General features: G+C 56.4%; 8 protein-coding genes. 5 read left to right on the forward strand and 3 right to left on the reverse strand.

Going from position 1 to position 15,244, the window contains the following annotated elements:
* The first annotated feature begins 48 nt into the window (after positions 1–48).
* Positions 49–450 (forward strand): translation initiation factor, encoded by a 402-nt coding sequence (locus SH421x_RS19895; RefSeq protein ID WP_488851763.1) that lies wholly within the window; start codon positions 49–51, stop codon positions 448–450.
* Positions 451–459: 9 nt separating this feature from the next.
* Here SH421x_RS19895 and SH421x_RS19900 read toward each other — a convergent pair whose 3' ends face one another.
* Together SH421x_RS19900 and SH421x_RS19905 are read right to left on the reverse strand one after the other, a co-directional pair.
* Positions 460–2,067 carry a LamG domain-containing protein gene (locus tag SH421x_RS19900; RefSeq protein ID WP_488851764.1) on the reverse strand — a complete coding sequence of 536 codons (1,608 nt, stop codon included), beginning with the start codon at positions 2,065–2,067 and terminating at the stop codon, positions 460–462.
* 30 nt (positions 2,068–2,097) lie between these two features.
* On the reverse strand, positions 2,098–2,625 hold the full coding sequence (locus SH421x_RS19905; protein ID WP_488851765.1) for a sigma-70 family RNA polymerase sigma factor: 528 nt from the start codon (positions 2,623–2,625) through the stop codon (positions 2,098–2,100).
* Positions 2,626–2,881: 256 nt separating this feature from the next.
* Here SH421x_RS19905 and SH421x_RS19910 point away from each other — a divergent pair, with 256 nt between their 5' ends.
* The 4 genes from SH421x_RS19910 to SH421x_RS19925 all read left to right on the forward strand — a co-directional run bounded on the left by SH421x_RS19910 (position 2,882) and on the right by SH421x_RS19925 (position 12,940).
* The gene (locus SH421x_RS19910) at positions 2,882–5,833 is read left to right on the forward strand and encodes a DUF1553 domain-containing protein (protein ID WP_488851766.1); all 2,952 of its coding nucleotides are present in this window, start codon (positions 2,882–2,884) and stop codon (positions 5,831–5,833) included.
* Between the two features lie 16 nt (positions 5,834–5,849).
* Positions 5,850–7,295, forward strand: a complete 1,446-nt coding sequence (locus SH421x_RS19915) for a DUF1501 domain-containing protein (protein WP_488851767.1) — start codon at positions 5,850–5,852, stop codon at positions 7,293–7,295.
* A gap of 167 nt (positions 7,296–7,462) precedes the next feature.
* The gene (locus tag SH421x_RS19920; protein ID WP_488851768.1) at positions 7,463–8,065 is read left to right on the forward strand and encodes an alpha/beta hydrolase family protein; all 603 of its coding nucleotides are present in this window, start codon (positions 7,463–7,465) and stop codon (positions 8,063–8,065) included.
* Positions 8,066–8,308: 243 nt separating this feature from the next.
* Positions 8,309–12,940, forward strand: coding sequence for a S8 family serine peptidase (locus SH421x_RS19925; RefSeq protein WP_488851769.1), 4,632 nt, complete (start codon positions 8,309–8,311; stop codon positions 12,938–12,940).
* A 33-nt stretch (positions 12,941–12,973) separates the two neighbouring features.
* On the opposite strand, the gene SH421x_RS19930 is transcribed toward SH421x_RS19925, so the two are convergent.
* Positions 12,974–15,175 carry an HAD-IIB family hydrolase gene (locus SH421x_RS19930; RefSeq protein ID WP_488851770.1) on the reverse strand — a complete coding sequence of 734 codons (2,202 nt, stop codon included), beginning with the start codon at positions 15,173–15,175 and terminating at the stop codon, positions 12,974–12,976.
* Positions 15,176–15,244 lie beyond the last annotated feature (69 nt).

Raw genomic sequence — 15,244 nt, forward strand, 5'->3', positions numbered from 1 at the left:
CCTTCCGCTTTCCTACCCACGCAACAATTACTAAAGTGCCCGCCGATCATGTCTCGACTGTTTGCTGGAACGCCTTTCGATATCCCTCCGCAGTGCGACGACTGCGGTGAGCTACAGTCGCAGTGCAAATGCACGCCGGCCGAGAAAGCGGCGAGCGAAACGCGGCGCCAACAAGCGGCGGCAAAATTGCATCGCGAAGCGGCCCGCTTGCCGCCCGCAAGTCAAACAGCTGTGGTCGGCGTGCAAAAGCGGAAAGGGGGACGAAAAGCGACGGTCATTACTGGACTGACGGATGTCGCCAACGACCTGCCGACGCTGCTTCAACAACTCCAGAATGATTGCGGCAGCGGTGGTACGGTGAAAGCGAAAGAGGATCTGTTAGAAATCCAAGGGGACCATGCCGATCGCGTTCGCAAATCGCTGACTGCGCTTGGCTATCGCGTGAAGTGATCGCCGGAGCTACGGAATTAAGATATCGACCGGCAGCCCTGTCAGCTTATCAAAGATGCGATGCGTTCCGGCAGCGACCAGCGTGACTGATTTCCAACGATCGGCCAATGGTTGCTGAGCTTCGGCGCCAAAGAAGCGTTCTCCCCGCGCGACATGCTGATAGTGCGACGATATCTCATCGGCCGTCAACGCAAAGTCATACAGCGCCACCTCGTCCAGCACGCCGGCAAACGGCTCTTGCTTGGACCACATATTTCCAATCACCGCAGGCGACTGACCGCCGCACAAGATCAATCCGCCAATCGGAAACTGATGCTCAAAACAAAGCTTGCCATCTACATAGATCTGTTTGCGACCGCTAAAACTATCATACGTTGCGACCACATGATGCGGTTGGCCGTCGGTCAGCTGAGCGACCGTGGGTCTCCCATCTCGCCCATCCAACGGCATGTCTAACTCGCTGTAGCCCTGCTGTTCGATATGCAGCCCAAACGACAAACAAGGCCCCGGCGTCACTTCCGGCAGATCATAGTCGCCAACATCCCCATCATTTTGAAAGCTGAGCAAGATCCGGTAGACGCCATCTTCTTTGCGAAAAATCTCGTCGTAATCGAACGACTTGCCGGACCACTCTGAAATAAACATGGCTTCCAACGTGATCCCACTACTGCAGGCCATTAAACCGCTACCAACCTCGTCGCCTGTTCCTTCGTCGATCTGTACATAAGAGTTAGGCGTATTGTCGAAACGGACCGCGCCGTTACCGATAATCCCCGGAACTCGCTGCGCGTGCTCGCCAAACGTCATCGGCGTCGAGATCGTGGGAGAATGGTGTTCCGCCGCTCCCGTTCGATCATCAAAGTGCCAGTAGTAGGCAGGCAAACGAACCCGCGACTGGACGTCAACCTGACCGTCGTAGGCCTGCACGCGGATGTGCCGATCATCGAGCATCGCAACCTGATATTCGGTGCCTGAGTCGACCACACGTAAATTTGAGGTCGTCACCGAAAACCGTGCGAGCGGGCTCTCGAGCTTCGCATGGACCGAGCCATTGTAAAGCACGCCCCCTTGCGGCGATGTCACTCCAAACAAAGCGGGGCCCAACACACGCAAGTTGGCGCCGCCTGATGAGGCGAACTCGGCCTCTCCCTGCTGGATCGCCAAGGTCAGCGGCCCCGAATCATTGGCGCCTAATTTTCCGACGGTTCCGATCGGCGGCTGGCGATTGTCGTAGTGCGATTGCGGCGGCTTCCAACCTAACTGCGGCGCCGCAGCAGGATCACGCGGAACCTGCCAAACTGCATAACTAGCCGTCAGCGAGGCGAGCAATACGATCGACGCCGCAATCACCAGCGCGACGCCGATCCAATGCCTGGATCCTTTCGAAGCCGTATGGACAATTTGGCGTGGTGGCGCCGTCGCATCGGAAGCAGCTAAACGCTGCAGCGCCGGCGGCGTTATCCCTAACTCTCCATGCAACAGCGCGTAACGCAGGTAGACCGCTTGCGCCTTAGGATCATTGGCCAGCAATTCTTCTAGCCGGACCACCTCTTCCGGGGTCGCCGCCGCGTTAAATTGACGATCGGCCAGTTCCAGAATTTGCTCGTGACGATTCACCAAAGTTCTCTTCGTGTTCCGTGGATGGCGTTAGGTGGGATTGGCTAGCTTCGACTCTACGCATTCTAGCAGCGTACGACGCATCACCTTCAGCGATTTGTAGACGGCATGTACCGAGCGCCGCCAACGCTCGGCGATTGTCGCCGCTGACTGATTGTCACCGTAAAACAATTGAATCAACTCGCGTTGACGATCGCTCAACAGACGGACGCACTCATCCAGCGCCTCTTGGCGCGGCTCCATTTCGCTGGCCAAGCCTATCGCCGTGGCCGATAGCTCAGCCAATAGCGGCTCACTAAAAATATGCCGATCACGATCACGCGTGCGCCAATACTTCAAAATTTGATGTCGAGCGATTCCCAGCGCCCACGGCGTGAAATCTTGATCACGCCGAAACGTCGCAAAGCTGCGCCAAAGTTCAAGACTCGTCTCCTGAAAGACATCGCCGGCAATCGTCTGGTCATGAATCAGCGAGCGAATATAGGCCAGGACGCGCAACTGATCGCGGGTAAAAAGCCGCAGGAATTCTTCATAGTCTAGGGCGGGATTGTCGTTCATCAGGCTCTGCTTGCCGCTCCCCCTAAGGTCTGCACTCCCACCCTTCGCATCACGCAGTTTACTCCAGCCCAGCCGGGGAGGTGATGTAAAGCGAATAACTGGCTATTAAGAAGTGGCGCGGTCGCTCCCTGATTAGTACCAGAAAAGTATCCCCTACGGCGATTTTTTGGTACCAATCTTCGCTACATCGGGTCAATTTTAGATAATACCACTCTGCTTTTGCCCCCTACCTGCCCCAACCAAGGAATTCGCCATCGTGAACCCTGCCCGGCGAAATTCGGTTTTTAGCTTAGCCTTTGCGCTGGTGATGCTTGCCCTGGTCAGCACGACGCGAGCCGCTGACAGCTTTCCGCCGCAAGTCGCCAAGATCTTGCAGCAGAAGTGTCTCAGCTGCCACAGCGGCCAGCAGCCCAAAGGGGATTTTTCGCTGCAATCGGCCGAGCAGGCGATGGCCGACGGTTATATCTTACCGGGTGATTCGTCGGCCAGCCATTTGGTCGAATTGATCACCCCCAGTCAGGGCAAAGCGGCGATGCCCAAAGACGCGGATCCGCTGATCGCCGAAGAAATTGCTGCAATCCGCACTTGGATCGAGGATGGCGCTGTCTGGCCGGCTGATTTCCGGCTGCAAGAGGCGCGTGTCTCGGACTTCGCGTGGTGGTCGTATCAACCGCTAACCGCGCCGGACGTTCCCAAGTCCGCCAATCCCTGGGCGAAGTCTGCGATTGATCAGTTCATTTTAGCAAAGTTAGACCAACAGGGACTTCAGCCTTCGCCGGCTGCCGATCGTCGCACATTGATTCGCCGCGTTACCTACGATTTGATCGGTCTACCGCCAACTCCGGAGGAAGTCGCCGCATTCATCAACGACTCTGATCCCCAAGCCTACGAAAAACTAGTCGATCGGCTGCTGGCGTCTGATCAGTATGGTGAACGCTGGGCGCGACATTGGTTGGATGTCGCCAAGTATGCCGATACATGCGGATACGACAAAGACAAACTGCGGCCCAACGCCTGGCCCTATCGCGATTATGTCATCCGTGCTTTCAACACAGACAAGCCATATGCTCGCTTTGTCGAAGAACAAATCGCTGGCGACGTCCTTTTTCCTGGCGAACCCGATGGCGTGTTGGGACTTGGGTTTTTAGCCGCCGGACCATGGGACTTTATCGGCCATGTTGAAGTTTCTGAAGCCAAGATTGACGGCAAGGTCGCCCGCAACCTGGACCGTGACGACATGCTATCGAGCGCGATCAACAGCTTCTGCAGCGTGACGGTGCAATGTGCTCGCTGCCATAACCACAAGTTTGACCCGATCACGCAAGAAAACTACTACGGACTCCAAGCAATCTTCGCCGCAGTCGATCGGGCCGAGCGGCCTTACGACAGTGATCCTGAAACCGAACAGCAAAAACGCACACTAGAAACCAAACAAGCGGAGCGCAAGTCTGAGTTAGCCAAGCTTCAGCAACAGATCAAACAATCCAACGGCCCGCGATTTGAAGAACTAGAGAAATCCATTCGTGAGTTGCAAGCCCAAGCCGCTCTCGAAAAATCGCCCGAGTTTGGCTATCACAGCGCCATCGCCGCTTCTGCAACAACCACCAAATGGGTCGAGATCGATCTTGGCCAGCCGACCAGCATTGACAGAATAGTGCTCCATCCGTGTCATGATGACTATGGCGGCATCGGCGCAGGATTTGGATTTCCCGTTCGGTTTCAAGTGCAAGTTGCTTCAGCAGCGAACCAGTGGGCGACGGTCGCCGACTATACCAAAACCGATTTCCCGAACCCTGGCCTCACTCCGCTAGAGATTGCCGAACTTGCGGCGCCGATCCGCTTTATCCGCTTGACGGCGACTCAACTCAGCGAGCGAACCAGTGACTATATTTTGGCGCTCGCCGAGATACAAGCCTTGGACGCAGCCGGAACCAATGTCGCGTTGACAGCCAAGGTGACTTCGCTCGATTCGATTGAAGCTCCGGTTCGCTGGACGCGCAACAATCTGACCGATGGCAAGTGGGCGCAAGACCGTGCCCCAGCCCGAGCCGAGCAGTTAGCCAGTCTAATCGCAGAGCGGACCAAGCTAGAAACCCCGGAGCGAATCGAGCAACGCAGTCGCATTCAGGCTTCGCTCGCTGCGATCGAACGAGAAATCGCTGCCCTGCCAAACAGTCGTATGGTTTACGCCGCTGCGACCCACTTTCCCGCGCAAGGAAATTTCAATGCGACCCAGGGAACGCCGCGCACCATCCACTTGCTGCATCGCGGCGACGTGCAAACTCCACAGCAGGAAGTATCGCCGGGGTTGCTGCAACTAGAGGAAGATGCCGACTGGCGGCTAGCCCCTGGCTTGTCCGAGGGTGAACGTCGCGCGGCGCTGGCGAAATGGCTGACCAGCAAAGAACATCCCTTGGTCTGGCGTTCGATCGTCAATCGAATCTGGCAATACCATTTTGGCGAGGGTATCGTGGCGACTCCCAACGACTTTGGGCGCATGGGAGCCGAGCCGACGCACCCCGAACTGCTTGACTGGCTCGCGTGCGAGTTCCGCGATGGCGGCCAATCCTTCAAAAAACTGCATCGCCTGATCGTCACCAGTAACGTCTATCAGCAGTCATCGCAGCATCGCGCAGCGACGGCAGAGATCGACGCCGGTAATCAATATTTGTGGCGGATGAATCGGCGACGCCTGGAAGCGGAAGAGATTCGTGATTCGATCCTGGCTGTCAGCGGCGCGCTCGATCTTTCGATGGGAGGCCCCGGCTTTTATCTCTTCGCCCTTGAGAAGACCGCCCACTCGCCCCATTACGAATATCACAAATTTGATCCGTCCGATCCGGCGTCGCATCGTCGCAGCATCTACCGCTTTGTCGTCCGTTCGCAGCCCGACCCTTGGATGACGACGCTCGACTGCGCCGACTCATCACAAAGTACGCCGCGACGCAATGAAACGCTCACTTCGCTGCAAGCCTTGTCGCTGCTCAACAATCCTTTCAACCTCGTCATGGCTGAGAAGTTCGCCGCGCGCCTAGAAAGCGAAGCACCCGACTTGCCAGCTCAAATGGATCGCGCGATGTGGCTGGTCGCTGGTCGAGCGCCCAGTGACATCGAACGGGCCGAGATGATCTCCTATGCCCAACAACATCAATTGGTCAACCTTTGCCGCTTGATGCTGAACCTAAGTGAATTTGTCTTTGTCGACTAAAGCGGAATATCACCAGATGCTCACTCGCAGAAACTTTCTCGCCCAAGGATCAGCCGGTCTCGGTAGTCTAGCGCTGGCGATGATGCTGCACGAAGATGCTCAGGCCCAAACCGGTGGCGCAGTGAAAGTGCTGCATCATCCGCCTAAGGCCAAACGGGTTGTCCAACTCTTCATGTCAGGCGCCGCAAGTCACATCGACTTGTGGGATCACAAGCCGATGCTCGAGAAAAAGCATGGCGAAAAATCTGATTTCGGCGAGCATGTCGAAGCGTTTCAAAACGGGCTCGGCCCTTGGATGAAATCCCCCTTCGCGTTCGCTCCCCACGGCGCATCGGGCAAGATGCTGAGTGAAGTGGTCGCTCCGCTGGGAGCCTGCGTGGATGAGATGGCCTTCATCCATAACATGGTCGGCAAGACCGGCGTTCACTCGCAAGCGACCTATCTGCAAGCGACCGGATTTGATCGGCCCGGCTTTCCCGGCATGGGTTCATGGATCAGCTACGGCCTGGGGACCGAGAACAACAACTTGCCCACCTTTGTCGTATTGCCCGACCATCGCGGCTTCGCCAGCAATGGTCCCAAGAACTGGGGTTCCGCATTTTTGCCGGCAAGTTCGCAAGGTACGGCGATCTTTCCGCAGCGCGACAATCCGATTGAAGATCTTCACGCACGTTCCAACTATGTGACACGCCTTGGCGACGAAGATGGATTAGAACTACTAGCGCGAATGAATCAGCGGCACTCAGCCGAGCGCGCCGGAGACTCGCGGTTGGAAGCGCGAATTCGCTCTTACGAATTGGCCGCCAAGATGCAGCGTAGTGCACCTGCGGCGCTCGATATTTCGGCCGAACCGCAGCACATCTTAAAGATGTATGGCCTCGACCGGCTGGGGGCCGAATATCCCAGCGAAATCAATCCTGCCGAAGAAGCCGAGTACTTTGGCCGCAAGTGCTTGATCGCGCGCCGCCTACTAGAACGCGGAGTACGATTTGTCCAAATCTGGTCCGGCAACGACAATGGTTTCCCACGCCGCAATTGGGATAGTCATGAAGACATCGAACGTGATCATGGCCCACTGGCTCGCGGCATGGCGATCGGTACTGCGGCCCTGATTAAAGATCTCAAGCAACGCGGCCTGTTGGATGACACGATTGTTTTATGGACCACCGAATTTGGCCGGATGCCAAGCACGCAAGGGAGCAAAGGTCGAGACCACAATCCCTACGTCTTCACCAACTGGCTGTGTGGCGGCGGCATTCAAGGAGGAGTCAGCTACGGCCCCTCGGATCAATGGGGATACAAACCGTTGGATCGTGATCATGCAACGCAGGTCTACGATGTGCATGCGACCATCTTGCATCTACTGGGAATCAATCACCAAAAGTTGACCGTCAGAAATGACGGGATCGATCGCCGATTGACTGATGTGCATGGGCACGTGCTTCAGGACTTGCTGGCTTAGCGAGTCTAGCGATGCATACGAAGCACAACGCACTGAGTAAAAAATTTTGGGGAATCACGTGCGCAATCGTCACATGCGCCCTGGTGGTCTTGATCGTGCTATTTCAAATTCTTGGCTCCCCGTCGAGATCCGTGGTCATTTCCCACGAATCGTTGGAAGTGGAGGGAGTGACCAGAACTTATCGACTAGTGGTTCCTGATCCATTGCCCGACGCTCCGCTTCCGCTGGTCATCGCGCTGCATGGGGTGGGAGATTCGGTCGACTCGATGGCCCATTATACGCAGCTCGATCGTCTAGCCGCCGCTGAGCATGGCTACGTCGTCTATCCGACTGGAAAGAACGGGATGTGGAGCGTGATGGGGCTGACGCCAGAGAACCAGCCTGAAAATCGCGACCTGCAATTTGTCGACCGGTTGATAACACACCTAAAGACCCAATTGCCGATCGACAGCGTCTCTCTGATCGGCATGTCCAACGGGGCCACCTTCGCCCAAGCCGTGATGTTAGCGCGATCTGATATCGACGTCGTAGTCGCTCATTCAGGCCCCAAGCCGGCAGACTTTCCGCTCTCCCACGCAAATACCCCAATGCTATTGATCGTCGGAACAGACGATCCAGCCGCAATCGCCGTTCGTCACGATGCGGACGAATACCGTGCGGCCGGATATCAAGTTGAATTCATCGAAGCACCAGGCTTGGGACATCAGTGGTCTACCCGGCACAATCACGAGATCGATCAGTTTTTGACGCGACAACATATCCCGAAATAGTCGCTCCTCGTTGACGTCTAAGAAGCAGGGCGAACCGCAGTCCTTGTTCGTCACCCTATCCCTTCTAATCATTACATTCCGCATCATCGGCCCGGGACTCGCCGCGAGTTTCAATTCTGATCCGACGAGTCGCTTCTATCGACCTATCTTTTCGCGGCAAGTGTTGTTCTTTTGCGACATGCACTCGCCACCGCTCCCCTCCAAAAAAACGCTTCCTACCTGATACGTCCGCGACAGCATTGCATGTCTATCTTCCACCGATACGCGCTGAATCCCCTTCCGCCGCGTCCTAAAAAAACGAAAAAAGCGAGCTCCTCGTTTGGCCAAATCGAACGCCTGGAAGTGCGCGAACTGTTCGCCGCCGACTCGGCCAACTTTCTTTCGCCGATTTGGTTTGAGCAGTTATCCACTTCTGCGCATTCCCAAATCGATGCTGGCTACGCCACCCTCGCCGAGTCGACATCCGAGGTCGCGTGGAAAAACAGCACGCTCGATGTCTACAACGACGAATGGATTATTCAGCTCGACGCAACGATCTCTGCTTCGATTACGGCGCTGTCTGAGGTGGCGTCGCTGCTGGAGAGCGGTACGCTGCAATTTGAGATCATCGGGGGGCTGGGATTGAGCGGACAACTCCTGCTCCGCACTTTTAACGCTGAAGCAGAAGCCGTCACTCAATGGCTCTCTGAACAAGCAATCGTCACTACGTTCGAGCCCAATGCACTACTCCCGGCTCACTTGGCGACCAGCGATCCGCAAGGCGATTCGCTATGGGGCCTGGATAACCAGGGGCAAACCGGCGGCACAATCGACGCCGACATTGACGCTCCTGCAGCGTGGGAAGTCACAACCGGTAATCCCAACGTTGTCGTCGCAGTGATCGACACCGGCGTCGATTACACGCATCCCGATCTGATCCATAACATGTGGGTCAATCCCGGCGAAATTGCTGGTGACGGTATCGACAATGACGGTAACGGATTTGTCGACGACCTCTACGGCTACGACTTTTTGAACAACGACGGCGACCCGATGGACGACAACATGCACGGAACGCATGTCGCCGGCACAATCGCCGCCGAGGGAGACAATGCTACCGGCGTAGTGGGCGTCGCTCCATCGACATCGATCATGGCTCTTAAGTTTCTTAGCGCTTCGGGCTCTGGCAGCACCGCCGATGCGGTACGCGCTTTGAACTACGCGACCATGATGAAAAAACTGTACGGGGTCAATGTGGTCGCCACCAACAACAGCTGGGGTGGTGGAGAATATAGCACCGCCCTCTACAACGCGATCCAAGCCAGCGGTGACCAAAACATCTTGTTTGTCGCCGCGGCCGGTAACAACGGAACCAACAACGACGTCACACCGCAATATCCGGCCAATTACGGACTCGACAACGTGATCTCGGTCGCAGCGACCGACCATAATGACCAACTTGCCGGTTTCAGCAACTATGGCGCCGCGAGCGTGGATATTGCGGCCCCCGGCGTTGGGATTGTCAGCACCATCACCCGGGGGCGATACCTTTCGCTCAGCGGCACTAGTATGGCCGCACCGCACGTCTCTGGCGTGATCGCATTGGCCTATGCCGTCAATCCGTCGGCGACGATGGATCAAATCAAAGCAGCGATCCTCGGGGGCGCCGATGATGTAGCCGGCTTAAACGGCAAAGTCGCGACCGGCGGACGCTTGAATGCGCTCAGTACGCTGCAACAACTCAACTTCAGCGTGACCGGTGCGTCGATTGACGAAGGCGCCGCGGTCGATGCTCCTCTCTCTCACTTCACGATCGAATTCAGCGGCCATTTGGATCCGTCAACCGTTTCGGCGTCTGACTTTTTCGTCAACGGTCAGACCGCTGACAGTCTGACGATTGTCGATGGCAAGCGGGTGACCTTCCATTTCTCGCAATCGCCGATCACCACGCAAGGGGCTCAACGGATGGAACTGTTGGCTGGCTCGGTCGCCAGAAATGGAGATGGCCTTCAACTATCTTCGTTCGTCCGTCAGTTTTTCTATGACGCGGCGAAACTGACGGTGACCGATACCAGCATCACGCAGGGCGCTGTGCTCAATGATCTCCCCAAGTATCTCGATCTACAATTCAGCGAAGCGATCGATCCCACATCGCTTTCCACCACCGACCTGCAACTTTCGAGCGGCAGCGTCGCATCCGTTGAACTGATTGGAGATCGGACCGCGCGATTCTGGCTGCAACTACCGCATGCCAACGGCGCAGTCACCTATCAATTGGCCGCCGGCGCCGTTACCGACGCGTATGGCAACGCCGGCTCAGGCGTCACCGCCCAGTTTTCGATCGCTCTGGCAAATATCGCCAGCTACGAAACGACCGGGCCGATCAAGCTGCCCACGTATGGCTCGATCGATATCCCGCTGCAAGTCGCCGATAACTTTCAGATCGCGGACGTCGATGTCTGGCTCGACATCGACCATACCTGGAATTCAGACCTGACGGTCTTACTGATCGCTCCCAATGGAACGCAGATCACCCTGTTTGCAGCAGTCGGCGGATCCGGTGATGGTTTCAAAGGAACAATCCTGGATAATGACGCGGCGACGTCGATCCGCGACGCAGCGGCGCCTTTCACGGGACGTTTCCGCCCGAGCGGCGATCTTTCGGTGTTCACAGGGATGTCGACCGCAGGCAGTTGGCAGCTGCGGGTCAGCGATTCGTTCTCGTCCGACGTCGGCACGCTTAACTCGTTCGGCCTGCACTTCTCGATCGAGTCAACTCCGGTGCTCGCGCCGCTCCAACTCGATCCACTTGACGATGTCACGATTCACCACACGCAAGATGTGATTGAGCTGGATGTCGCCGCGACTCCCGGCGCTATTATCTCTGCGGCGCTGGTGGGAACGGCGTCTGCAAACGTTAGTTGGAATGCCGATACCCAACGCTTGACGATTGATCCGCCTGATGGATTTGTCGGCGATTTCACGGTCCGTGTCAGCGCCACCCGCGACGGCGAGACGGTCTGGCAAGAGTTTCTCGTTTCGGTATCCAACGATGCCGTGCAGCTGGGTGAAATTGCCGACCAGACACTCGCTCATGATGGTCTACTCGAACTTCCTTTGATGGTCGTCAACAACGATGGCGACGCGCTCACCTATCTCGCCACCGCGATCGACGAGACCGGCAATTTGGTCGCTGCCCAGATCGTGGACGGCGTATTTCGCTTTTCCGCGACCAGCGCAGCGGCCGGTAACGTCCACATTACAATCGCCGTATCGGACGGCGTCTCGACTGCAACGCAAACTTTTGCGATCAGCGTCTCGGCGCCGCCCATCGCCGCTGATCCGCTGCCAACGCAATTTGTGGGCGCTGCCGGCGCGTCGCTTGAGATTGATTTGTCGCAGTACGACTTCGGCCAAGGAGCGAGCGGCTTTGCTGTCGTCGTGCCCCGCGGAACTGCCGATGGCTCTTCTCCCTATGGCATTGTTAAAGACGATTTTCTCGAGCGGACAAACTTCGCCTACAACGCCCAGCGTCAGGCAGAGAAGTATGTCAAAACAGAAACCGGTCAATGGTTTTTTGTCACCACTGACGGCCAACATGCGCTGCTGCACGAGTGGAAGGGGAGTTTTGTGCGAAGCACCGTCGTCGCAACGCTGGAGCTCGCCTACTACCACGATCCCAAGCTGTTTTATGAAAACAGCCAGGCTTCGCCGGCGGCAGATGTGGACGTCTCGATTGATCCAGCGACCGGCAAGCTAATTGTCACTCCGCGCGACGGATTCGCCGGGCGCGTCACATTAACCTTGTCCGCCAATCGACCCGGCGGAACCGAAACCCGCTCGATCGAGGTCAACTTTGCCCAACAACCGCTAGAACTTGCCCCGATTCCGAATGATCGATTTCCGACCGGCGAATCGCGATATGTGCTCGATCTGCGTGACTATCTGACCAGGGGAGAAACAGCCCGACTTGAAGCGGCGGCAACCGCCGTGTCGGACTCGGACGCCTACGCGATTGATAAACAAGCGAACTTTGTGAGCGACCCGTTCCTTCGTCGCACCAACTATGCTTACAACGCCTATGGACAACAAGAGAAGTTCATCCGCGACGCGAACTACCAGTGGTACTATCTGATCAAAGAGGGAGATCAGGCGGTGCTGTATAAGTGGACCGGCGACAACGGCGCTGACAACCGAATCGCCACGCTAGATGCTGCATACTACGAAGATCCCAGCACACTGGTAAGCGCCGTCGAGTCTGGGGGCAACATCACCGCGCGAATCGAAAACGGCCAACTGATCGTAGAGCGGCCGACCAATTTCACCGGAGAGGTCATCGTTACGATCGCTGCGACCAACGGCAGCACATCGGTCTCGCAGGTCTTTCGCATTGCCGCGACAACACCGGCGATGAACCATGCGTCGTCGATTGTAGACCTGGTGTCGGCATCGGTCAGCGCTCACCAAGCTCGTTCTGCTTCCACATCGATCGAAGTGAGCAACATCACGCCCGCTAGCGTTTCTCCCACGATGGCTGCGATCCAAGCCCACGTTGCTGCGATTGCCGCCGAGGTAGCATTGCGGTTTGGCGCCGAGATCGACGCGGTCGCGCAATCACGCACCGCGACCCAACCAACGACTGATTCAAGAGCCGCCACCGTACGAACTACGCTAGGTGCCGCGATCTCGCAAAAGAGCATGCAATTGGCCGACGTTACCGCAGCACAGTTGGCGCGAAACGATCAATTATCGATGCCGACCATCGTCAATGTGATGGACGCATGGGGAGATCAAATCGCCCACGAATTGACCGCCGACGAATCAACCTACTCGACTCGCGCCGATGACCTATTCTCGGCGCTCGACCAAGATGATTTTGAACTGCCGGAAGCATAAATTGCCAGCAGTTTTGCATTGCTCAATTTGGCGTTAGGCGCCGACCGTCCGCAGTTGTGCTGTGGGCGATTCGATAAAGCCATAATGGGCCAGCCCTTCGAGGATTCCGCCTGCGCAGTGGGCTTCGGCAAAATAGACGCGTGACGATTTACTCTCGCGCAGCACTTCGAGTTCTGGATCATAGTTGCCGACCACAATCCCGGCGGTCTCGCCGGTCAGCATATCCAGGTCGTTGCCCGAGTCGCCGGCGGTGGCGATGTTGGTGAGCGGGATGTTCCACTTCGACGAGAGATAGCGAATCGCTTTTCCCTTCGACGCGCGATGCGGCAAAATATCGAGAAAACGTCCATGCGAAAAGATCAACGAATGGGCGACGCCGGTTTCGGACAAAGCGTCTCGAATCTGCGGCAGCGCTTCGCTGGGCTCCATCGAATCGTCCAACGAGTAGCTGATTTTGAATTCACGCTGCGAGTGGGCTTCCGGCTGCAGATGCAAAAACGGCAAGTCATCCAGCGCCGCATGCACACGCTCTGGCTTCCACCGCGAACGTAGATGAGCGGCCCAACCTTTGACCGGCACGCGATCAGATCCATAGTACATCTCGGCGCCGACCGAACCAATAATCACATCGATCTCATGGATATCGTGTTTCTTCAGCACGTCGTCAATCAGTTCCAGCGCTCTCCCCGAAGCAACTCCAAAGCCGATGCGCGAACGATTTTCTTTAAGCACTTGCTTCAACTGCTCAAGCGTCTCATCCTCACCCAATAACGTATTGTCGATGTCGGTGATGAGCATTCGTTCTACATTGACCATCCGCGGTCCGACCGCCGGCTTGCCGACGGCTGACGGAGTGCGCGCCGGGGACGAGACGATTTCTCGCACCGCTTCTAGATAGTGCTGGCAATGCGTTTCCCAAGAGTAAAGCTTACGTACCAGGTTCACGCCGTTGGAAGAACATTCGTCCCACTTTTCATTGTCAGTCAGCAAAGTCAGCATCGCGTCGGTCAGCGCCTTAGAGTCAGTCACGTCGACGGCAATGCCGCTTTTGCAATTCTCGGCAATGTCCTGCGGACCACCCTCTTGCGTCGCCACAAACGGCAACCCAGTCGCCGATGACTCTATCGACGTCAGCCCAAATAGTTCGATAAATGCGCTGTTGACAAAAATTCCGCGATCCGATGCGGCCAGTCGATACAGCTCTGGCACGTCAAATTCAGAACTATGATTTTTCGGAATCGCCATCTTGCCGTACAAGTCGTAGCGATCCATCGCCATCAACATGTCGGTCAGCACCTTTTGTTCATTTTCTGGCATCGATTCGATATCTTCACGAATCCCGGCGAAAACCGCCAGGTTCGCAATCGCTTGCAGCTCTTTGCTTTCGCCGTAGGCGCTAATCAAAGCATTGATATTTTTGCGACGATCCGGGCGGCACAGCGCCAAGATCATCGGCTTTTCTGGTGAAAAGTGAAAACGATTCAGTTCGCGCCGCATGCGCATCCGAGCCTGCTTGAACTGCTCGTCGATTCCGTTGCTCGACATTTCGTAGTCATAGTACGGAAAGAAGCGATCGAGATCGGTTCCCGGCGGAATGACGCGAAAGTTGAGATCCTCTTCTTTGAAGTATTCGGCGTATTGCTGATCTCGCTCGTGTCGCGTGCTGGTAATTACCAGATCAGCGACCGAGAGACAGTCTTGCTCGACTTGAATCCGCTGATCCATCGCAAGTTCTTTGTCTGCGTCGGCGCGCGTCCAACCTTCGTCCATCAGGTAAGCCAATTTGGGCTTGCCGAGCGAGTGTCCTGTAAAGACAAACGGAACGTCAAATACTGACGCAACTTCTTTGGCGATATAGCCGGCGTCCGCATAGTGGCCGTGCACCAAGGTCGGCGTGCGCCCCTCGCGACGCGTGAAGGTGATCATCGCGTCGACAAACTCGTCGACGTAAGGCCACAGTCGTTCTTTGCGGAGATAGCGACCAGGCCCGCAGGGCAACCGAACTAAGCGACACTTGGGGCCCAGTTCTTCGATCGGTTCAGAGTAATCGCTCGAAACTCGCTTATCTTTAATTCGGCGGGTGAATAGATCGACCCCGTCAACTTCTGGCAAAGCGGCCAGATTGCGGGCCAACTCCAGCACGTATCTTACTTGGCCTCCGGTATCGGCGTCGCGTCCCATTTCGATATGCGATGCGCGGATAAGACCGTGAAGACTGATGAGCTGGATGTACATCTACTACCTCCCTCTAATTGCTCGGCGTCGAACGTTTTTAGGCGATGGCTGGACGCGCGATTTCTGTGG

It is taken from the genome of Blastopirellula sp. SH421 (assembly GCF_057808535.1).

Bases quoted from the DNA above. Each gene is read 5' to 3' on its own strand.
- SH421x_RS19925 (WP_488851769.1), top strand. From the start codon at position 8,309: ATGTCTATCTTCCACCGATACGCGCTGAATCCCCTTCCGCCGCGTCCT.
- SH421x_RS19930 (WP_488851770.1), bottom strand. From the start codon at position 15,175: ATGTACATCCAGCTCATCAGTCTTCACGGTCTTATCCGCGCATCGCAT.
- SH421x_RS19905 (WP_488851765.1), bottom strand. From the start codon at position 2,625: ATGAACGACAATCCCGCCCTAGACTATGAAGAATTCCTGCGGCTTTTT.
- SH421x_RS19915 (WP_488851767.1), top strand. From the start codon at position 5,850: ATGCTCACTCGCAGAAACTTTCTCGCCCAAGGATCAGCCGGTCTCGGT.
- SH421x_RS19895 (WP_488851763.1), top strand. From the start codon at position 49: ATGTCTCGACTGTTTGCTGGAACGCCTTTCGATATCCCTCCGCAGTGC.